Origin of the sequence: Microbacterium sp. MMO-35 (genome assembly GCF_037147555.1) — a bacterium.
In the GTDB taxonomy this organism is placed as follows: domain Bacteria; phylum Actinomycetota; class Actinomycetes; order Actinomycetales; family Microbacteriaceae; genus Microbacterium.
On the sequence record NZ_JBBCVH010000002.1, the window covers coordinates 237,547 to 257,626 of the forward strand.

A 20,080-nucleotide genomic window follows, 5' to 3' on the forward strand; every position below is an offset into this window, starting at 1 on the left:
CGGGTCAGGGAGTCTCGAAGGCGGTCGTCGCGTGGCGGAGCTCGCCGGCGATGACGGTGGCGGCCGAACGCCCGGCTCCCGATTCCACGAGCTCCACGACGGCGTCCGCCCCGGGCGCGACGTCGAAGAAGGCGAGGTCCGCGAGCGCACCGACGGCAAGATATCCGGTGCGGTCAGGGCCGACGTCGATGCCCATGGAATGCGCGCCTCCCAGGGTCGCGGCGTTCAGCAGGCGCGCGTGCAGGTCGCGATCGGTGTACCCCTGGGAACGGGCGATGCGGGCCAGCTCGGCGACGTCGGCGAGCAGATCCAGAGAGGGACTGGAGGAGAGCGAGTCGGTTCCCACGGCGATGGCGTTGCCCTCGCGCAGGTACGCGGCGATCGGCGGTTCCTCCAGGCCGATGACTGCGTTCGAGCGCGGGCACAGCGCGACGCTCGTGTGCCGCTCCCGCAGAATCGCGCGATCGCGCGCGCTCATGTACACGCCGTGCGCGATGTGGCAATCGGGTCCCAGGACGCCGAGCTGGTCCACGAACTCGGTCGCGCTCGTGCCGAAGCCCGCGTCGCGCAGCTCCTGGAAGCTCGCGAGCCCTGCGGTATGCCAGGCGTGGGCCTGATCGTGGGCGAACTCGCTCTCGAAAGCCGCCTCGCCGAGATGGATGTGGATCCGCGTACCGCGTTCGCGGACGATGTCGGGGATCTCGAGGAGCGGCTCGATGTCGAGCGAGTACGGCGCATGGGGAGACAGCCCGGTGCCGGGGGGAGTGGGAAGAGCGTCCAGGGCGTCCTCGACCTGACGTCGCCCCGTGCGCGCCCAGTCGGCGTTGGTCCAGCTCATCACCTCCCAGTAGGTGATGCCGTGCAGGCGCGCATCGTGCAGCGCAGACGCCGCGGACCGGTCCGTCACGACGTCCGCGGCGGCGGTCGTGCCGGTGCGGATCAGCCGGGCGGCGCCATCGGCGGCATCAGCGGCCCAGTCCTTCCCCTGCTCGTAGACGGGGTCGAAGGCCGTCGCCCAGTCCTCGAAACCCTGGTATCGTCCCCGACCCACCTCGGCCATCCCCGTGTACTGCAGGTGGGTGTGGGCGTTCACGAGACCGGGGATCAGCACGCCCGGCCAGTGCACCTCTGTGGACGCGAGGCCACGGTCGTCGAGAGAGCGACGCACCCAGGCGCGTTCGCCCACGTGCAGGATCCGCCCGTTCTGCACGGCCACCGCGCCGTCGACGATGGGGGGAGCGGTGATGGGGAACACCTGTCCGGCGGAGTACAGGGTGACGTCGCTCACGCCGTCGCCTCCCGGTATCGCGGAGAACGCCAATCGTCCTGGGCGAGCCGCTGGGCATCACTGCGGACGTCGAGCTGTTCGCCTCGCGCCGCGAGGGCCGCACGGGCGACCGCCTGATCGGCCTCGGCGGGGAACGGATGCACGCCGGCCGGAAGCGGCGCCCCGAGCAGCTGCGCCACCGCCGACAGCTGCACCGCGAAGGACAGATCCATGATCTCGATCGGATTGCCCTCCGCGGCGGCGAGGTTGACGCATCCGCCCCGCGCCAGGAGAAGCGCGCCGTCCTCGGTGCGATCGAGATGGGGGAGAGGGGCGCCGGCCCGCTCCTCGGGCCGCAGCACCGCGACATCGACTTCGCCCGGCACGCCCCCGGCGACCGCCACGATCCTCGCGACGCGCAGCGTCTCGGCGTCGACCGTGTGCGGCGCTCCGGTCGCGGAGACCACGAGGGCCCCCCGAGCGAGGTCTCGGAGTCTTCCCGTCGCGTAGCCGTCGTGCGCCGCGCGGAGCGCGCGCACCGGATCCGTCTCCGTCACGCCGACGATCGTCCCGAGCGCGCGCAGGTGGGCGGCGACGCCCTCGCCGACGGGGCCGTAGCCGACGACCACCGCGTGCTGGTCGCGCAGTCCGATGCCGGCGGCATCCAGCACATCGGCGATCGCGAAGACGCAGGACTGGCCGGTGCCGTAGCGGTTGTCGAACGCCGTCTTCATGGGCGCGTCGTTGACGGCGATCACCGGGATGCGCAGCGCGCCCTGCGCGGCCATCCGCCGGAGAGGCGTCAGGCCGCTGGTCGTCTCCTCGGCGGCACCCCGCAGCGTGCCCAGCTCATCCTGCTCGTGGGCGAGCCGGATGAGATGCGACCCGTCGTCCAGCAGCAGGTCGAGACCTCGACGCAGGAAGGCGACTGCGGCATCGCGCTCGGCGCTCCCCGACAGCGCAGGATCCCCGTCGACCGGGATCCCGCGCGCGCGCAGCGCGGCGGCGACCGCAGGATCGATCTCATCCGGGTGCGCGTACACGGCGACTTCGGCGCCGGCGCTGCGGAGCAGGAGCGCGAGCTGCGCGGTCTTCGGCTCGAGCACCATGGCGATGCCGATCCGGACGCCGCGCACGGCACCGTTCTCGCGCAGCGCGTCGGCGATCCCGCGGGACACCGGCATGTGCGTGCCGGCGAAGTCGATGCGCTCGTCGGCGGTCGCCCGGAGCGGCAGCGGGGCTCCGTCCAGCAGGATCTCCGGCGTTGCTCCCGGTTCGAAGACGACCGAGCCCTCGCCGAGACGTGCACCCAGCCGCACGAGGAGAGCACGCAGTTCATCGGCCGTCTCTCCGTCTCCGACGACATCGAAGGTGCGGCCTGCCACGAGCAGGTTGGTCGAGCGGGCGAACCGGCGCACGAGTCGTTCGGCGGTCAGGAGGGCGTCGGGCACGTGCTTCAGCGTAGACGTTCCGTCCGCTTCGCCGGCGCCGTAAGGCGACGAACCGCTAGACGCCGCGGGCGGCTCGCGGCAGCCGGTAGGTGAGCTCCGCGAAGGGGCCCGCCCGGCGGGCGCCCACGAGCTCGAGCTGGGTGTGATCGAGGTCGCGGGGGAGCAGCGGTTTGCCCGCGGCGAGGGTCGCCGGAGCGAAGGTGATGACGATCTCATCGAGCAGGTTCGCATCGACGAACTGGCCCACGAGCTCTCCGCCGCCGACGATCCACACGTCCTTGCCCGCGGCCGCCGCGACGATGTCCGGCCAGTGCTCGATCACGGATCCCTGCACGAACCGGATATCCGCCCCGGGCACGGGCTCCGGCTCGCGTCGCGTGAAGACGAACGTCGGACGATCGCCGTAGAACTGCTGCCAGCGCTCGGGATGCGCCATCAGATCCTCATGGTCCCGCACCCACTCGTACGTCGCGGAGCCCTCGACCAGGACCCCGATGCCTTCGCTGAACGCGGCGATATCGGCCGTCGCCTCGTCCTGCGGGATGGTCAGGAGCCAGTCGAGGGAATCCTGCGGATCTGCGAGGAACCCGTTCAGAGTGGAGGCGGTGTAGAAGATCGCGCGCGTCATGGGGGAGAGGTTACGAGGGGCCGCCGACATCCGCTGCGGCCCGGCGGCGGTCGCGTGATCGATGCGAGCGACGGTCTCCTAGACTTCCGTGGGATGAGCGAGATCGAGATGCGGGCACTGCCCGGGGGCACCGTCGGATTGCACGACGCGCGCTCGAAGCGTCGCTGGCAGGTCTCCTTGCAGCCCTTCGAGATCGGCGTCTACGCGGTCACGGAGGAGCAGGTCGCCGAACTGCTCGGCATCGCGGCCGAACATCCTGATCGCCCCGCGGTAGAAGTGTCCTGGCAGCGCGCCGTGCGCTTCTGCAACGCCGCATCCGAGTGGGAGGGACTGGATCCGGTATATCGGTTCGACGGTACGGACGTGCACTGGGACGTCTCCGCCGACGGGTTCCGGCTTCCGACCGAGGCGGAGTGGGAGTACGCCTGCCGCGCAGGCTCCACGACCCCGCACTACGGCCCCCTTCCGGACATCGCGTGGACGTCCGCCGACGGCGTGCGGCACCCGCAGCGCGTGGGGGAGCGGATGCCGAATCTGAACGGACTGTTCGACACTCTCGGCAACGTGTGGGAGTGGTGCTGGGACCTCCTGGATCCGGCCCGCTACGGCGAGTACCGGGTGTTCCGCGGCGGTGGTTTCGCCGACGACGCCTGGAACGTGCGCGCCTCGGTACGTCGGGGAGGGGATCCGCGGACGGCCCAGGACGACCTCGGGTTCCGCGTGGCGCGCGGCGGCTTCGACGGCCACGACGCCGCTCAGGGCTGGTCGCTCGCCGCGGACGAGGAACGAGCGCTGCTCTCCGGCCCGCTGCCCACGGGGTGGACCCCACGACGCTGACGGACATGCGTCGGGTCAGCGATCAGCCGCCCGGGCAATCGCAGGGCTCGCCGCTCGAGCACTGGCACGGCGCAGCCGGATAGTCGCTCTCATCGACGTGATGCCGGACGCCCAGGTCATCGAACGGCAGGATCTTCGCCTCGGCCAGCCCTTCGGGGAATCGGCCCGCGGCGAGGCGCTCGGCGCAGTCTGCGGAGGCGGTGTCCACCCGCGAGCCCTCCGGCGCCACCAGCAGCGTCCAGCACGTGCGCAGCGTGGCCTGCTGGAAGAACAGGCCACCGCCGGCCTCTCCGCCGGCTGATGCTGTCAGCGTCAAGGCTGTGCCGGAAGCGTCCTGGCGGAGGTCGGTCAGCAACCAGGTGCCCTCCGCGCTCCCGCGGCGGACGTCCGCCAGCCCGGGGATGGTCGCCACTGCTGCTTCGGGATCCTGAGTCAGTGCCACTCGGGATTCCCAGATCCGGTCCTGGGACTCCTCGACCAAGGAGGCGAGTCCTTGCCGGGCGCCGTGCTCGGCGTCTGCCTCCGGCGACCAGGCGATGCAACCCGACAGGGGCACGACGCATGCACCCAGCATCAGGGCACCGAAGATCCGGGTCGTCCTCAACCTGTCCATGTCGCCATCGTGGCACGAGACGCATGCCTCTGCAGGGATGGGCCCGGTCCGTCGCTGGGGGAGCGCGTTCCGTTCGCCCCCAGCGTGCCGGGACACCGGGACACCGTCGATGGCAGGATGGGCCCATGCCCGACGCCCCTCGCCCCACGATGCTCACGACGGATCGTCTGGTGCTGAGGCCGCAACGGGAGTCGGACGCAGAGGTGTTCCGGCAGCTGTGGACCGAGCGCGACGAGCGCGTGCCTTCGCACCGCAGGCTCTCCGCGGACGGACGTCCGACGGTCGCGGAGATCGCGGAGGGGATCCGCCAGGACCGCGCCCCGGAACAGCCCGGTCTGCTTACCGTCGTGCTCCGCGATACCGACGAGGTGATCGGATACTGCGGGGTGGTGTTCGACGGAGACGGCGAACGGCCCGAGCTGGCCTTCGAACTGCTGCAGGCGGCGCACAATCGCGGCTACGCGACGGAGGCGGGCCGGATCGTCATCGGCTGGGCTCGAGACCACGGGTATCCGCTGCTCTGGGCGACCGTATGGGACTGGAACCTCGCCTCACGCCGCGTCCTGACGAAGCTGGGGTTCGTCGACACGGGCGTCGTGACGAAGGAGAGCCCGCACGGGCGTTCGCTGCTCATGATGCGGGACGTCCCCGCCTGATCGGGATCGCCTCGGATCCGAGAGTTCACGACCACGAGCCACCCCATCAGCATCCCCGACAACAGACCACCCCGCGACTTGGGAGACGGACCTTAGACCTCTCGGCTAGGCGCAAACTCAGAGAAGCGGGGGATCACCATGATTCGCCGCTTCTTCACCGCCTCCTGCACCTCATTGCAGAGAGCCTCTCCTTCGGCGATCCACGCTTCCCCCATCTCAGTAGACGGCCAGCGGATCTCGATAACAGGGTCAAGTTCTTCCTGCCACACCCGAACCCACTCGGCAAGTCGCCGGGCTAGATCTGTGGACAGCCCAAGGTGCTCGGGGCGTAGAGCAACCGGTCCCCAGAGTGGCCACTTGTGTCCCCAGTCGGGGAAGAAGGCGATCTGGTTCGAAGGCTCCATCGGTTTCATAGCTTCCCATGTTTCGAACGTGTTCAATACTTAGTAGTCTGAAGGCATGTCAGATCTTGACGAGGTTCCGGTTGGTGCGAGCGCTCGTTGCCCCGCGTGGTGGCCGGGTCTCAGAGTGGGGATCTGGGTCGTCGTCATCGTCTTGGCCGTGCCGGTGATCTTCATCGACGGCATAGTCGTGACCCTCGTCACCTTGCGCAACGCGACGTACACGACGAACGTCACGATCTCGCTGAGCTATCTCAACGATGCCGGGCGAACGTATTCCTGCACGTACGACTACAGCACTCCGAATGATGCGCCGATGCCTCCCGCGATCGCAAGGCAGATGAACAACCAGGACTGGTCCGCGACTGGTCAGCAGATGTACGAGTGGTCCAAAACACATCGCGCCGCGGAGGGCTCAACCTGGGGCCTGGCGATGGAGGAGTTCGTCAAGTTCCCGGGCTGGCAGGTCGACACGCCCACAGGGTCCACGCACGAGCTCTGGTGGGAGGAGCGCCCCGGGAGCAACTGCGAAGACGGCCTACGATGAGGCAGCATCCGCGCGCCCATCGCGCCCGGCAGGCTTTGATCGCCATCGCCGCCTCACGCCGGCGGGTGCCGACCAGCCGGACCCCGCCGCCGGCGGCCTCGGCGGGAGAGATCTCGAACATGCCGACAACCCTCCGACGAGTTGACATAATGTGCATTATCAGCGATATCCCACGTGGTCCGGGGCGAAGCGAAACCACGTCGTTTCCGCTCTACAATCCGCAAAAGGCGCTGGCACACCGGCGTGCCCTCATGAGAGCCCGCCGCGCCGGTCGACGGGGCGCGCCGCGCGCTGCCTCGCCGCCTCGTACAGCATGAGCGTCGCGGCGTTCGACGCGTTGAGCGAACTCGCCGCACCGACCATAGGCACCCGCACCATCACATCCGCGGCCTCGCGCCAGCCCCGCGCCAGACCGCCTGTCTCGTTCCCGATCAGCACCAGCGACGGCTGGGTGAAGTCGTAGTCCCAGACGTCGACGTCGCCGTGTTCGTCCGTCGCGACCAGGGTGAGCGGGATGCCCCGCGCGCGGATGTCGCGCACCCAGTCGAACACCGGTCCGCCCGAAGCCGTGCGGACGACGGGCGTCGCGAACAGGGATCCCGTCGAGGCACGGACCGACTTCGGGTCGTACGGGTCCGCCGCATGACCCGACACGATCAGCCCTTGGCCGCCGAGGGCGTCCATCGAGCGGAGGATCGCTCCGATGTTTCCCGGCTGCGTGGGGCGGTCGAAGACCATCCCGAGGAAGTCAGCGGGCACCGGGATCCTCGAGAGTTCGTCCTCCGGCATCGCGACTACGGCAAGGATCTCCGTGGCGCCCTCGTCCTTCTCGGCGAGTTCCGCGAGCAGGGCCGAACTCATCGCGATGGTCTCCGGCGCCTGCTTCAGCACGTCGCGCGCCCAAGAGGACAGCGACCGCTCCGCATCGTGGATCACCGTGAGGAGGGTCCATCCGTGCTCGATCGCCTGCGAGATCGGGCGAACCCCCTGCACGACGAACCGATGCTCGCGCAGGCGATGGTTGCGATTGCGCGTCAGCGCCTCGAGCAACTGGAACCGTGAGTTGCGCGTGCTGATCTTGAGATCCGCCATGGAAGCCCTCACGCCCCCACATAGGCCGCGAGGTGCTCCCCCGTGACCGTCGACTTCGCCGCGACGAGGTCCGCAGGCGTGCCCTCGTAGACGACTCTGCCGCCGTCGTGGCCCGCTCCGGGGCCGACGTCGATGATCCAGTCCGCATGCGCCATGACCGCCTGGTGATGCTCGATCACGATCACCGACTTGCCGGAATCGACGAGCCGATCCAACAGACCGAGGAGATTCTGCACGTCGGCGAGATGCAGTCCCGTCGTCGGCTCATCCAGCACATACGTCTCGGCGCCATCCGCCATCTGGGTCGCGAGCTTGATCCGCTGCCGTTCCCCTCCGGAGAGCGTCGACAAGGGCTGACCGAGCGACAGGTACCCGAGCCCCACGTCCTCGAGCCTGCTCAGGATCGCCACGGCGGCAGGGATCTTCGCCTCTCCCCCGCGAAAGAACTCATGAGCTTCGGCGACGGGCATGTCGAGCACCTCGGTGATGTCCTTGCCCGCGAGCTTGTACTCGAGGACCGAAGCTTGAAAGCGCTTTCCGCCGCAGTCCTCGCACGGGCTCTCCACCGTGTCCATGAACCCGAGCTCGGTCACGATCACGCCGGCGCCCTTGCACGTGGGGCAGGCGCCCTCGGAGTTCGCACTGAAGAGCGCGGGCTTCACCCCGTTCACTTTGGCGAATGCCTTCCGGATCGGCTCCAGCAGGCCGGTGTAGGTGGCGGGATTGCTGCGGCGCGAGCCCTTGATCGCCGTCTGGTCGATCGACACCACCCCCTCGCCCTTCGCCACGGAGCCGTGGATCAGCGAGCTCTTGCCCGAGCCGGCGACCCCCGTGACCACGGTGAGCACCCCGAGCGGGACATCGACGTCCACGTCGCGGAGGTTGTTCGTGCTCGCACCCCGGACGGCGATCGCGCCACTGCGCGCACGCACCGAGGGCTTGAGCTCCGCTCGGTCGTCGAGGTGGCGACCCGTCAGGGTGCCGCTGGCGCGCAGTCCTTCGACGGTTCCCTCGAAGCAGATCTCGCCGCCGGCGCTTCCCGCGCCCGGCCCGAGGTCGACCACGTGGTCGGCGATGGCGATCGTCTCGGGCTTGTGCTCGACCACGAGCACGGTGTTGCCCTTGTCGCGCAGACGCTCGAGGAGTCCGTTCATCCGCTGGATGTCATGCGGATGCAGCCCGATCGTGGGCTCGTCGAACACGTAGGTCACATCGGTGAGCGAGGAGCCGAGATGCCGGAGCATCTTGATCCGCTGCGCCTCTCCCCCGCTCAGCGTGCCGCTCGGCCGCTCGAGGGAGAGGTAGCCGAGTCCGAGCGTCACGAAGGCGTCGAGGTTCGCCCGGAGCGCCTCGAGGAGCGGACCGGCACCCGGCAGATCCAGACCGCGCACCCACGCGGCGAGATCCGTCACCTGCATCCGGCAGGCGTCGGCGATGCTGATCCCATCGATCTTCGACGAGCGCGCGCCCTCCGTCAGGCGCGTGCCATCGCACTCCGGGCACACCGCGAACGTGGCGACCCGCTCCACGAACGCACGGATGTGCGGCTGAAGCGCATCGATGTCCTTCGACAGCATCGACTTCGTGATCTTGGGGATGAGCCCCTCGTAGGTGATGTTGATCCCGTTGATCTTGACCTTGGTCACCTCGCCGTAGAGGAAGAGGTGCCGCTGCTTCTCCGTGAATCCCGCGACCGGCTTGTCCGCGGGATAGAAGCCGGACTCCGCGAACTGTCGCACCATCCACCCGTCGGCGGTGTAGCCGGGCACCATGATCGCGCCGTCGTTCAGCGACTTCGTCTCGTCGACGATCTGGGTCAGGTCGAGATCGGACACCGCTCCCCTGCCTTCGCAGCGCGGGCACATGCCGCCGAGATAGATCGCGTCCTTCACGATCTTCTTCTCGCCGCCAGGCCCCGTCATCACGCCGCTGGCCTTCTGCGTGGGGATGTTGAAGGAGAACGCCGTCGGGCCGCCGATGTAGGGGCTACCGAGCTTCGAGAACAGGATGCGCAGCATCGCGTTCGCATCGGTGACCGTCCCCACGGTGGATCGGGGGTTGGCGCCGAGCCGCTCCTGGTCCACGAGGATCGCGGTGGTCAGTCCCTCCAGGACGTCGACGTCGGGGCGCGGCACCGACGGCATGAAGCCCTGGACGAACGCGCTGTAGGTCTCGTCGATCATGCGGCGGGACTCCGCCGCGATCGTGTCGAACACCAGAGAGCTCTTCCCGGATCCGGAGACCCCGGTGAAGACGGTCAGGCGCCGCTTCGGGAGGTCGATGGAGACGTCTTTGAGGTTGTTCTCCCTGGCTCCCTGCACCCTGATCATGTCGTGGGTGTCGGCGACGTGGGCCTCGGTCATCGGCGGGATCCTCCTCATCGGCGGACGGAAAGGGGCGGGTCACACACTAGCGGTGCCCGCCGACGCTCCGGCGGGCACCGCGGCGGTCACGCGACCTGCTGGAGGCGGATCATGTTGCCGGCGGGGTCGCGGAACGCGCAGTCCCGGATCCCGTACGGCTGGTCGATGGGCTCCTGCACGACGTCTCCCCCGCGCGACTCGATCTCCGCGAACGCCGCGTCCACGTTCTGGGTGGCGAGCACGACACCCCCGAAGCTGCCCTTCGCCATGAGCTCAAGGATGGTGCGCCGCTCATCCTCGCTGATGCCGGGGTCCACCGCCGGAGGCGTGAGCACGATGGAGGTGTCGGGCTGATTCGCCGGTCCGACCGTGAGCCAGCGCATCTGCTGGTAGCCGACGTCCTTGCGCAGCTCCCAGCCGAGCACGTCTCTGTAGAAGCGGAGGGACTCCTCGGCATCGGTGTGCGGGAGGAAGCTGGCGTTGATCGTGATGTCCATGCCGCTCACGCTACGCGGGCGGATCGGCGGACGCTTCTCGATTCCTGATCGGTCGCGTCGCCTGCTTCTCGATCCAGGAGGGGATCCCCGGTCCCAGTCCCGGGTCGGCGCGATAGCGGCTCGGCGAGACCCCGACGAGCTCGCTGAACCGGGTGCTGAACGTACCGAGGGACTGGAACCCGACGGCGAAGCACGCCTCGGTGACCGAGACGTCTCCGCGCCGCAGCAGCGCCATCGCCCGCTCGATCCGCCGGGTCATGAGATAGGAGTACGGGGGCTCTCCGTAGACCAGCTTGAACTGACGGCTCAGGTGGCCTGCCGACATGTGCACCCCGGCAGCGAGGGCCTCAACGTCGAGAGGACGCGCGTACTCGCGGTCGATGCGGTCCCGGACCGAGCGGAGCGCGGCGAGGTCGCGCAGGCGATCCTCGTCGGCGGTCGGGCTCATCCCCCGATCCTCGCACGACGGCGCGGGTTCACCGACCGCTCCCCCGGGCCGCGGTACAGTGAGGCCATCCCCGATTCCCAGGGATTACTCAGAAAGGGTCCCCTCATGTCCGAAGCAGTTGCCGAAGCGAAGAGCCTGGTGAAGTCACTTCGCGTCTTCCTCGCCGTGTCCGGTGTGATCGCGCTGATCGCGGGCATCGTCATGCTGGTGTGGCCGGTCAAGACCGCCTTCGTCCTCACCGGAATCATCGCCGCCTACCTGATCGTCGCCGGTGTCGTGTACATCGGGCTCGGCATCTTCAGTGCCGGCAAGTCCGGATGGGCGCGTGTCGGTCACATCGTGCTCGGCCTCCTCTACATCGTCGCCGGCGTCATCGCGTTCACGAACATCCAGACGGCAGCGATCGCGTTCGCGCTCGTGACCGTGATCTTCATCGGAGTCAGCTGGATCTTCGATGGCGTCGTCTCCCTGACCCTCATGGGTCAGGACGGCTCCAAGACCTGGACGCTCATCTACTCCCTGCTCAGCATCGTCGCCGGCATCGCGGTGATCAGCCTCGGGCTCGCCGCCGTCCCGTTCTTCTGGCTGTTCCTCGCCATCTCGCTCGTCGTGCTCGGCGTCGCGCAGATCGTGCGTGCGATCACCATCGCCAAGGACGCGAAGGCCGTCGCGGAGGCCGCCGGCCTCTGACCGGATACGAGAAGGGGCCCGGCGCGCAAGCGTCCGGGCCCCTTCTGCGTCTGCGGGCTACTCCGCTCCGAAGCCGCTGACGTCGCCGATGAGGCGGGTGTGGTCCGCCGGGACCGGGTCGATGGCCGCCTGCGCCACCTCGGCGGCGAACTCCGACACGTTGTAGAGACGCCCCGCCGACTCCCGGCGCTGCGAGATCGCGCCGGGGTTCGCACGCTCGAGAAGGGTCGCCGTGATGGTGCCCTCGATCATGTCGCCCGACACGACCACGAACTCGAGGCCCTTCGCCTCGATCGCGGGGATCAGCTCCCGCAGGGCGTCCTCTCCGGCGCGCTTCGACAGAGCGACCGGCTCGTACTCCGGCATCGTCGGCGTGGTCCGGATGAAATGCGCCTGGTGGCTCGTGACGAAGACGATGCGTCCGCCCTCGCGGAGCACCGGGAGCGCCGTCTCCAGCACGTTGACCTGCGCATCGCGGTTCAGGCGCAGGGCGTAGTCCTCGCCCATGTTGGCCTCCATGCCGCCGGACGCGTTGAGGACGAGGACGTCCAGACCGCCGAACTCCGCCTGCACCGCCGCGAACATCTCCGCGACCGAGTCGGGATCGGTCAGATCGGCGCCGACGACGAGGGCGCGACGGCCGAGGGCGCGGACCTCCGCCGCGAGCTTCTCGGCGCGGGGGGCCTTGTTGCGGAAGTTGATGACGACGTCGGCCCCGGCCTCGGCGAAGTAGCGGATCGTGTCGGCGCCGATGCCGCGCGAGGATCCGGTGACGAGGGCGACCTTGCCGGTCAGCGAATCGGCGGGAAGGGTCTGAGACACGGGAACTCCTCGGAGGGCGTGCGCCGGGGCGCGCGGATGGGACGGAATCACCCTACCAATCCGCGTGATTCCGCGGCGCGGGACACGGATGCGCCCTTCGGGCTCCGTGATAGGTTGGCAAAAAGAAGGGGCGGTATGGACACGATCCTGCAGATGTTCCAGGACTGGGCGTGGATCGGCTGGCTGGTCCTCATGGTCCTGTTCTTCGTCATCGAGATCTTCACGCTCGACATGACCTTCCTCATGCTCGGACTGGGCTCGGCCGTCGGCCTGCTCTCGACCCTCACGGGCTGGCCCGTGTGGGTGCAGGTGATCATCGCGGCCCTCGCAGCGGTGCTGCTCATCTTCCTGCTCCGCCCGCCGCTGCTGCGCCGCCTGCATCGCGGTGAGGATCAGACCCGTTCCAATGTGGATGCGCTGATCGGCCTGCACGGCACGGTGCTGCTGGAGGTCACCTCCCTCATGGGGCAGGTCAAGCTCAGCAACGGCGACACGTGGACCGCGCGACTCGCGTCCGACTCGCCCGTGCTCGCTCCCCTCTCCCCCGGCGCAGCGGTGCGGGTCGAGCGGATCGAGGGCGCCACCGCATACGTCCGTTCCGCCCACGACTAGGAGAAACAGGAGCAGCCCTTCATGGACAGCGCATCCTTCATCCCCACCGCCATCGGCTGGATCCTGGCGATCGCCGTCATCATCTTCGTGCTGGTGACCATCGCGCGATCGGTCAGGATCATCCCGCAGGCCACGGCCGGCGTCGTCGAACGCCTCGGCAGGTACCACAAGACCCTCATGCCGGGTCTGAACCTACTGGTGCCGTTCATCGACCGCCTGCGCCCGCTCATCGACATGCGCGAGCAGGTCGTCTCCTTCCCGCCGCAGCCGGTGATCACCGAGGACAACCTCGTGGTCTCCATCGACACCGTCGTCTACTTCCAGGTGACCGATGCGCGGGCCGCGACCTACGAGATCGCGAACTACCTCGGCGCCGTCGAGCAGCTCACCACCACCACGCTGCGCAACGTCGTCGGCGGTCTGAACCTCGAGGAGGCGCTGACCAGCCGCGACAACATCAACGGCCAGCTGCGCATCGTGCTCGACGAGGCCACCGGGAAGTGGGGCATCCGCGTCGGCCGGGTCGAGCTCAAGGCCATCGACCCGCCCGTCTCGATCCAGGACTCGATGGAGAAGCAGATGCGCGCCGAGCGCGATCGTCGCGCCGCGATCCTCACCGCTGAGGGCACGAAGCAGTCCCAGATCCTCGAGGCCGAGGGTCAGCGGCAGGCGGACATCCTGCGCGCCGAGGGCGAGAAGCAGGCCGCGGTGCTCCGCGCCGAGGGTGAGGCCGAGGCGATCCAGAACGTCTTCAACGCCATCCACCAGGGGCAGCCCGACGACAAGCTGCTCGCCTACCAGTACCTGCAGATGCTCCCGAAGATCAGCGAGAGCGCGTCGAGCAAGCTGTGGATCATCCCCAGCGAGTTCACCGAGGCTCTGAAGAACTTCGGCGGGGCGTTCACGCCGGGATCGGGCGGATCCACGCCGTTCCCCCCGGCCTCTCCCGCCGTCCCGACGACGCGGGCCGCCGCGTCCGCCGCCGTGCCCCCGGCCTCCGACGGCGTCGCGTGACACACCCCTATTTCCAGGGCGCACCCGTGCCCCGAGTCCTCGCTCACCGCGGTCTGGTGGGCGAGGACTCGTCTGTGTTCGACAACTCCGCCCTGGCGCTCGCCGCCGCGGATGCGGCCGGAGCCGTGTACGTGGAGACCGACTGCCGGGCGACGGCCGACGGCGATGCGGTGCTGTTCCACGACGAGACACTGCAGAGACTGCTCGGGGATCCGCGCCCGGTCGCCGAGGTCACCACGAAGGAGCTCGCCGCGCTCTTCGCCGCGCACGGCGGCCTGCTCACCCTCCGCGAGGCGCTCGAGGCCTTTCCGGGCCTGCGCTTCAACGTGGACGTGAAGGCGCGGGCCGCGGCAGCGGATGTCGGACGCGCTGTGGCCGCCGACGCGCACCGCGTGCTGCTGACCAGCTTCGACGATCGCAACCGTCTCGCGGCACTGGACGCGGTCCGTGCGACGGGTGCCGAGCTGCTCCCGGCCTCCTCGGGAGGTCGCGCCGCGATCGCCCGGTTGCGCCTCGCTTCGACGGCAGGGGCGACCCGGTGGTCCCGGCGGATCCTGCGCGGCCTCGACGCGGTGCAGATCCCCGAGAGGTTCGGCGCGCTGCGGGTCTTCTCCCCGGGCCTCGTCCGCGCCGTGCACGATGCGGGGGCTGAAGTGCACATCTGGACGATCAACGACCCGGAGCGGATGCGGTCCCTGATCGCCGCCGGCGCCGACGGCATCGTGACGGATCGCGCCGATCTCGCGATCAGGACGCTACGTCCGAGCTGACACGCGGTCCCGCGTTCTTGCGTACCCGGTGCCAGGCAGCACGCCCTCCGGGCGCGGGGCTGGGTATCGACTGTGAAAGCGTTCATGGTTTGCTCCCTTCGCATCTTCTGCACAGCCCGGGCCGCTATACCTGAGGGCGACGAGAGGACCACACAATGGCAGATCGCAGCCTTCGAGGAATCCGACTCGGCGCCCAGAGCCTTCAGAGCGAAGAGGGCGTCGTCTTCATGGAACGCCAGCAGACCGCATACACCTGCGACTCCTGCGGCCACGTGACGACCCTGATGTTCGCGGCCGACGCCGAGCCCCCCACGACGTGGGAGTGCCGTGCGTGCGGCGCAGAGGCACGCCTGCAGGTCGACGGCAAGTCCGTCGAGGTCGAGGACAACGGCGACAAGGGCGGCCGCACCCACTGGGACATGCTGCTGGAGCGCCGCACCCGTGCCGAGCTCGAGGAGCTCCTGGAGGAGCGCCTCGCCTTCATCCGCGCCCGCCGCGGCGCGGGTGAGGATCCCACCCGCGAGCGGATCGGCGCCTAAGTCCTGTCCCGCCGCCGGCTCCCGATGCCGGCGACCACGACGACGAGCAGCCCGCCCCAGAGCACGACCTGTTCGATCCAGGGCCCGAGCACGACACCCGCCGTCGCCCCGGTGCGCAGTTCGACGTCTTCGAGCAGCGCACCGGGGCGATCCTCGTTCAGCGATGCCTGCGTGGATCCGTCGGCGCGGATGACCTGGCTGGTTCCCACCGTCGAGATGTTCACGACCGAGCGACCCGTCTCGACCGCCCGCATGCGGGCGATGGCGAGCTGTTGCAGGTTCTCGACCGTGCCGCGGAAGTCCGCGTTGTTCGTCTGGAACACCAGTACCTGCGCGCCCCCCTGGATGCCCTCGGCGATCAGCTCGTCGTAGATGACGTCGAAGCAGATCGCGAGGCCCACCGGCGTGCTCCCGACGCGCACGACGGGTGCATCGCTGCCCGGCGTGTACTCCCGGCCGATGAGACCGATCAGATCGGGCACGATCGCATTGAAGAACTCGCGGTCGGGCACGTACTCGCCGAACGGCACCGGGTGCCGTTTCGCATGCGTCTGGACATCGTCGCGCGCGAGCGGGGGGTGGGATCCCTGAGGCCACAGGAACGAGGTGTTGTAGAACAGCTCGCCCTTCTGCGTGGCTGCGTTCGCCAGGACGGGGGCGCCCACGCGGGCGGCGACCTCGTCGAGTCCGGCCGCGAGCTCGGGGTACTGGAACGGGTCTCCGTCCAGCCCGCCCTCGGGCCACACCAGCAGGTCCATGCCCTTGCCGTAGAGCGGTGCCGTCGCCTCGGTCTGGGCGTTCAGCACCGACAGCGGCTCACGCTGGTCGAAGTACCCGGTCGGACCGTTCCCCTGCACGGCGCCGATGCGCATCGAGCCGTTCGCCGTGGTGGGGAACGCCGGCAGCGCCACGAGGACGATCCCGAGGACGACCGGCGCGACGAAGCCGAGCGCACGCGGCCGTGAGCCCGCACGCGCGAGCTCCACGACGAGAGCGACGAGCAGCACCATGAGGAACCCCAGTCCGCTGATGCCGATCCAGCTGCTCACGCGAGCAGCGGCCGTGTCAGCGAGGGTGTACGCGATCCGCGCCCAGGGGAAACCGCCGTACGGCCAGTTCCCGACGAAGAGCTCCCGGCCGATCCAGAGCGCGGCCACGGTCACCGCGAGAAGCGCCGTGCGGGCGTACGACGGCAGCGGCAGCCTCGGGATCCAGCGATAGGCCAGCGTGATCGGCACCAGCGCCGCAGCGGTCAGAGCGGCCTCCAGCAGGGCGAGGGCGAGCCATGGGATCGGCCCCAGATACCTCGCGGTCCACGACACCAGGATGAGGAAGAACACCGCACCGTAGACGAGGCCCACCAGCAGCGCCGACCACGCGCGGCGGCCGATGAGCGAGACCAGCAGCAGACCGACGGCGGGGAACGCGGCGAACCAGAGCGAGATCGCGGGGAATGCCAGGGTCAGCAGTCCGCCCGCCGCGGCGGCCGAGATCAGTGCGGCCCAGAGCGGCAGGACAGGCGCGGTGCGGACGGCGCGCAGCGGAATGGAGCGATCGGTCATGCGGGTGCGGTCGCCGGTCACATCGAGGAGTAGGCGACGATGCCGCGGCGCACGCCGTCGAGAGCGGTCCGTGCGGTGCGGGCCGTCTCGGCGTTCGGCGCGACGATGGACAGCTGATCCAGCAGATCGATGGTCTGCTTCGCCCAGCGCACGAAGTCGCCGGCGGCCATGTCGGCGTCCTCCAGCACCGCGTCGAGCGAGCTTCCCCGGGCCCAGGAGTGCATCGCCCCGGCGAGGCCTGCGGAGGGGCGGTCGGATCCGGGCAGCCGGTGCTCATGCTCGAGATCGTCGAGCTCGGCCCACAGCTCCTGCGTGCGCTCCCACGCGATGCGGAATCGTCCGCGCGGCAGATCGCGCGGATCGACGGAGCCGTCGTCGCGCCGCGGCTCGTAGACGAGGGCGCAGGCCATCGCCGCGAGCGACGGCGCATCCAGGCCGTCCCAGAGGCCTCGCCGCAGCGACTCCGCCACGAGGAGGTCGCGTTCGCCGTAGATCCGCTGCATCGTGCGCCCGGCGTCCGTGAGGGTCAGGGCGTCGCCGCGCCCCTCCACGTATCCCACCTCGGCGAGCACGTCGAGGACACGATCGAACACGCGCGCGACCGTGCCGGTGCGATTCTCGATCTGCCTGCGGATGCGGTCGGTCTCGCGCTTGAGCTTCCAGTAGCGCTCCGCCCAGCGCGCGTGCATCTCGCGGTCCGGGCAGCGGTGGCACGCGTGCCGCTGCATCGCGCGGCGGAGGCCCTCGATCTGCCGCAGACGCTTCTCGCGCACGGCACGCGGCGCCTGCTGGTCGGCGCGGTTCTTCTTCTCCAGATCGCTGAGCTCGCGACGGATGCCGGAGTACTCCGCGAAGTCGCCGCGATCGCACGTCATGGAAGAGAGGTAACCCGCGAGCGACGTCTCGGCCTCGCGCACGTTGCGGGCGAGCCCCACGACTGCGCGGTCCGCCTGGAATTGGGCGAAGGACGATTCCAGCACCTCGCGGGACCTGTCCCGCCCGAACCGGTCGAGCAGGTTGACCGCCATGTTGTAGGTGGGGCGGAAGCTCGAGTTCAGCGGGTAGGTGCGCCGGGAGGCGAGGGCGGCGACCGCCTGCGGATCCATCCCCTCCGTCCACTGCACGACCGCGTGTCCCTCGACGTCGATCCCCCGCCGGCCCGCGCGACCGGTCAGCTGGGTGTACTCGCCGGAGGTGATCGCGACCCGCGCCTCGCCGTTGAACTTCTCCATGCGTTCCAGCACGACGGTGCGCGCCGGCATGTTGATCCCGAGCGCCAGGGTCTCCGTGGCGAACACGACCTTGAGCAGACGCTGCTGGAAGAGCTCCTCGACGATCTCCTTGAACGCCGGAAGCAGCCCGGCGTGGTGCGCCGCCACTCCCCGCTCGAGGTTGTCGAGCCATTCCCAGTACCCGAGCACCGCGAGGTCCTCGTCGCGCAGCGTGCGCACGCGGTCCTCGACGATGGCGCGGATCTCATGCCGCTCCTCCGCGGTCGTCAGCCGCAGGCCGGAACGGCGCACCTGAGTGACGGCGGAGTCGCAGCCCACGCGGCTGAAGATGAAGAAGATGGCGGGGAGGAGGTTGGCGCGATCGAGCAGATCCACGACCTGCGGCCGGTCGAGCCGCTCGATGCGGCGCACGTTCGCCGAGCGCACGGGACGCCTGCCGCCCCGCTGCGGCCGCCGACCCTGCGCGCCCTCGTGGCGCGCGCTGCGGTACTGCTGGGCGTCGCGGTTGCGCTCGTAGTTGGCGCCGCCGAAGGAGCGGATCCGCAGCAGCTCCTGATTGACCTGGGCCGTGGCGATGCCCGCGCGATCGTCGAACAGCGGCAGCAGGTCGTCGCGCACGAGCACGTGCTGCTCCAGCGGCACCGGCCGGGTCTCAGAGACGATGACCTCGGTGCCGCCGCGGACCGTGTCGAGCCAGTCTCCGAACTCCTCGGCGTTGGAGACCGTGGCGCTCAGGGCCACGAGTCGCACGCTCCGCGGAAGGTGGATGATGACCTCTTCCCAGACCGCGCCCCGGAACCGGTCGGCGAGGTAGTGCACCTCGTCCATGATCACGTAGCGGAGGTCGTCGAGAGCGCGCGAATCCGCGTAGATCATGTTGCGCAGCACCTCGGTGGTCATCACCACGATGCGCGCGGAGCCGTTGATGTTGACGTCGCCGGTGAGCAGCCCCACCTGATCCGCGCCGTACACGTCGACGAGCTCGCGGAACTTCTGGTTCGACAGCGCCTTCATGGGCGTCGTGTAGAACGCCTTGTCGGTCGGCGTCGACATCGCCAGATGGATCGCGAACTCCCCGACGATCGTCTTGCCCGCCCCCGTGGGCGCGGCGACGAGCACGCTGCTGCCGCGCTCCAGCGCATGACAGCCCTCGATCTGGAAGGGATCCAGCTGGAAGCGCTGCATGGCCGCGAAGGCAGCGGTCGCGGGATGGTCCTGAGCGGCGCGGGCGGAGGCGTATCGGTCCGCCGGCGACGTCATACCGGGGACTCCTCGAGGAACTCCTGCTGGCGCTTGTGCTTGCGCCGGTCGAAGAGCAGCGAGAGGCAGGCCGCGGCGAAGTAGAGCACGATCAGGATTCCGGCCAGCATGAGCATGCTGACCACATCCGCCGCCGGGGTCGCGAGTGCCGCGAACAGGCACGCGATGAGGATCGCGATCCGCCAGGCCTTCAGGATCGCCCGTCCCGACATGATCCCGGCGAAGTTCAGCGCCACGAGGAAGACGGGGATGATGAACGAGACGCCGATGACGATCATCAGCTTGAACACGAAGTCGTAGTAGTCCTGCGCGTTGTAGAGGTTCTGGGCGCCCTCGGGCGTGAACCCCGCCATCAGCTCGATGATGTGCGGCATCACGAGCACGCCGACGTAGCACCCGGCGAAGAAGAGCGGCACCGCGGACGCGACGAAACCGATCGTGTAGCGGATCTCCTTCTTCGTCAGACCCGGCATGATGAAGGCCCAGATCTGCCACAGCCAGACCGGCGCGGAGAGGAAGATGCCGATCGAGAACGCCATCCGCATGCGGAGGTCGAACGGCGCCGTCACCGAGGAGAACGTGAACCCGACGAGGTCCTTGCCGCGCTCCTCTGCGACCTGCCGGATGGGGCCGGTCACGAAGTGCAGGATCGGATCCGTGATGAAGAACGCGATCACCATGCCGAGCACGAGTGCGCCGGCGGCGATGACGAGCCGTCGGCGCAACTCGATCAGATGCCCCGCGAGGGGCATGGTGCTATCGCGACGCGGCTTGCGGCC

General features: G+C 69.2%; 20 protein-coding genes. 8 read left to right on the forward strand and 12 right to left on the reverse strand.

The genetic code is table 11. The features are described 5' to 3' along the window. Positions 1-4 precede the first annotated feature (4 nt). From WFJ01_RS04420 to WFJ01_RS04430, 3 genes are read right to left on the reverse strand one after another with little or no spacing between them, the layout of a single operon-like run. Complete coding sequence (locus WFJ01_RS04420; protein ID WP_295033028.1) at positions 5-1,288, reverse strand: amidohydrolase family protein; 1,284 nt, start codon at positions 1,286-1,288, stop codon at positions 5-7. Next, on the reverse strand, positions 1,285-2,718 hold the full coding sequence (locus tag WFJ01_RS04425; RefSeq protein ID WP_336628328.1) for an adenosylhomocysteinase: 1,434 nt from the start codon (positions 2,716-2,718) through the stop codon (positions 1,285-1,287). Before WFJ01_RS04425 ends, WFJ01_RS04420 begins: the two co-directional genes overlap by 4 nt. Before the next feature lie 55 nt (positions 2,719-2,773). Continuing rightward, positions 2,774-3,346 carry a dihydrofolate reductase family protein gene (locus WFJ01_RS04430; protein ID WP_292887080.1) on the reverse strand — a complete coding sequence of 191 codons (573 nt, stop codon included), beginning with the start codon at positions 3,344-3,346 and terminating at the stop codon, positions 2,774-2,776. A 93-nt stretch (positions 3,347-3,439) separates the two neighbouring features. On the opposite strand from WFJ01_RS04430, the gene WFJ01_RS04435 reads away from it, so the two are divergent. After that, positions 3,440-4,183, forward strand: coding sequence for a formylglycine-generating enzyme family protein (locus tag WFJ01_RS04435; RefSeq protein WP_336628329.1), 744 nt, complete (start codon positions 3,440-3,442; stop codon positions 4,181-4,183). A gap of 22 nt (positions 4,184-4,205) precedes the next feature. Here WFJ01_RS04435 and WFJ01_RS04440 read toward each other — a convergent pair whose 3' ends face one another. Next, positions 4,206-4,796: a hypothetical protein gene (locus tag WFJ01_RS04440; protein ID WP_336628330.1), complete on the reverse strand. Its 591-nt coding sequence runs from the start codon at positions 4,794-4,796 to the stop codon at positions 4,206-4,208. A gap of 125 nt (positions 4,797-4,921) precedes the next feature. Here WFJ01_RS04440 and WFJ01_RS04445 point away from each other — a divergent pair, with 125 nt between their 5' ends. Beyond that, positions 4,922-5,452, forward strand: coding sequence for a GNAT family N-acetyltransferase (locus WFJ01_RS04445; RefSeq protein WP_292887070.1), 531 nt, complete (start codon positions 4,922-4,924; stop codon positions 5,450-5,452). A 459-nt stretch (positions 5,453-5,911) separates the two neighbouring features. Further along, positions 5,912-6,400 (forward strand): hypothetical protein, encoded by a 489-nt coding sequence (locus tag WFJ01_RS04450; protein WP_336628331.1) that lies wholly within the window; start codon positions 5,912-5,914, stop codon positions 6,398-6,400. A 249-nt stretch (positions 6,401-6,649) separates the two neighbouring features. Here WFJ01_RS04450 and WFJ01_RS04455 read toward each other — a convergent pair whose 3' ends face one another. From WFJ01_RS04455 to WFJ01_RS04470, 4 genes are all read right to left on the reverse strand, one after another. Beyond that, positions 6,650-7,492 (reverse strand): TrmH family RNA methyltransferase, encoded by an 843-nt coding sequence (locus tag WFJ01_RS04455; RefSeq protein ID WP_292887064.1) that lies wholly within the window; start codon positions 7,490-7,492, stop codon positions 6,650-6,652. A gap of 8 nt (positions 7,493-7,500) precedes the next feature. After that, the gene (locus WFJ01_RS04460) at positions 7,501-9,855 is read right to left on the reverse strand and encodes an excinuclease ABC subunit UvrA (RefSeq protein ID WP_336628332.1); all 2,355 of its coding nucleotides are present in this window, start codon (positions 9,853-9,855) and stop codon (positions 7,501-7,503) included. An 86-nt stretch (positions 9,856-9,941) separates the two neighbouring features. After that, the gene (locus WFJ01_RS04465) at positions 9,942-10,352 is read right to left on the reverse strand and encodes a VOC family protein (protein WP_251439912.1); all 411 of its coding nucleotides are present in this window, start codon (positions 10,350-10,352) and stop codon (positions 9,942-9,944) included. 10 nt (positions 10,353-10,362) lie between these two features. Continuing rightward, the gene (locus tag WFJ01_RS04470; RefSeq protein ID WP_336628333.1) at positions 10,363-10,800 is read right to left on the reverse strand and encodes a helix-turn-helix transcriptional regulator; all 438 of its coding nucleotides are present in this window, start codon (positions 10,798-10,800) and stop codon (positions 10,363-10,365) included. A 105-nt stretch (positions 10,801-10,905) separates the two neighbouring features. Between WFJ01_RS04470 and WFJ01_RS04475 the strand changes: the two genes are divergently transcribed. Beyond that, complete coding sequence (locus WFJ01_RS04475) at positions 10,906-11,490, forward strand: HdeD family acid-resistance protein (protein ID WP_336628334.1); 585 nt, start codon at positions 10,906-10,908, stop codon at positions 11,488-11,490. A 57-nt stretch (positions 11,491-11,547) separates the two neighbouring features. Here the strand turns inward: WFJ01_RS04475 and WFJ01_RS04480 are convergent, their stop codons facing one another. Further along, complete coding sequence (locus tag WFJ01_RS04480; RefSeq protein WP_251439932.1) at positions 11,548-12,312, reverse strand: SDR family oxidoreductase; 765 nt, start codon at positions 12,310-12,312, stop codon at positions 11,548-11,550. A 135-nt stretch (positions 12,313-12,447) separates the two neighbouring features. On the opposite strand from WFJ01_RS04480, the gene WFJ01_RS04485 reads away from it, so the two are divergent. The 4 genes from WFJ01_RS04485 to WFJ01_RS04500 all read left to right on the forward strand — a co-directional run bounded on the left by WFJ01_RS04485 (position 12,448) and on the right by WFJ01_RS04500 (position 15,247). Continuing rightward, entirely contained in the window at positions 12,448-12,924 is a 477-nt protein-coding gene (locus WFJ01_RS04485) for an NfeD family protein (protein WP_336628335.1), read from the forward strand. 21 nt (positions 12,925-12,945) lie between these two features. Then, a complete protein-coding gene (locus tag WFJ01_RS04490) occupies positions 12,946-13,938 on the forward strand; it encodes an SPFH domain-containing protein (protein WP_336628336.1) in 993 nt (330 codons plus the stop codon). 56 nt (positions 13,939-13,994) lie between these two features. Then, positions 13,995-14,708: a glycerophosphodiester phosphodiesterase family protein gene (locus WFJ01_RS04495; protein WP_336628607.1), complete on the forward strand. Its 714-nt coding sequence runs from the start codon at positions 13,995-13,997 to the stop codon at positions 14,706-14,708. A 155-nt stretch (positions 14,709-14,863) separates the two neighbouring features. Further along, positions 14,864-15,247, forward strand: a complete 384-nt coding sequence (locus WFJ01_RS04500) for an RNA polymerase-binding protein RbpA (protein ID WP_251439945.1) — start codon at positions 14,864-14,866, stop codon at positions 15,245-15,247. Here the strand turns inward: WFJ01_RS04500 and lnt are convergent. Genes lnt through tatC form a run of 3 tightly spaced genes read right to left on the reverse strand, consistent with a single transcriptional unit; the run spans position 15,244 to position 20,053 of the window. Beyond that, positions 15,244-16,809 carry an apolipoprotein N-acyltransferase gene (gene lnt / locus WFJ01_RS04505; protein WP_336628337.1) on the reverse strand — a complete coding sequence of 522 codons (1,566 nt, stop codon included), beginning with the start codon at positions 16,807-16,809 and terminating at the stop codon, positions 15,244-15,246. The genes WFJ01_RS04500 and lnt overlap by 4 nt on opposite strands. Before the next feature lie 17 nt (positions 16,810-16,826). Continuing rightward, entirely contained in the window at positions 16,827-19,301 is a 2,475-nt protein-coding gene (locus WFJ01_RS04510; RefSeq protein ID WP_336628338.1) for a DEAD/DEAH box helicase, read from the reverse strand. Next, on the reverse strand, positions 19,298-20,053 hold the full coding sequence (gene tatC / locus WFJ01_RS04515; RefSeq protein ID WP_336628608.1) for a twin-arginine translocase subunit TatC: 756 nt from the start codon (positions 20,051-20,053) through the stop codon (positions 19,298-19,300). Before tatC ends, WFJ01_RS04510 begins: the two co-directional genes overlap by 4 nt. Between the last annotated feature and the right edge of the window lie 27 nt (positions 20,054-20,080).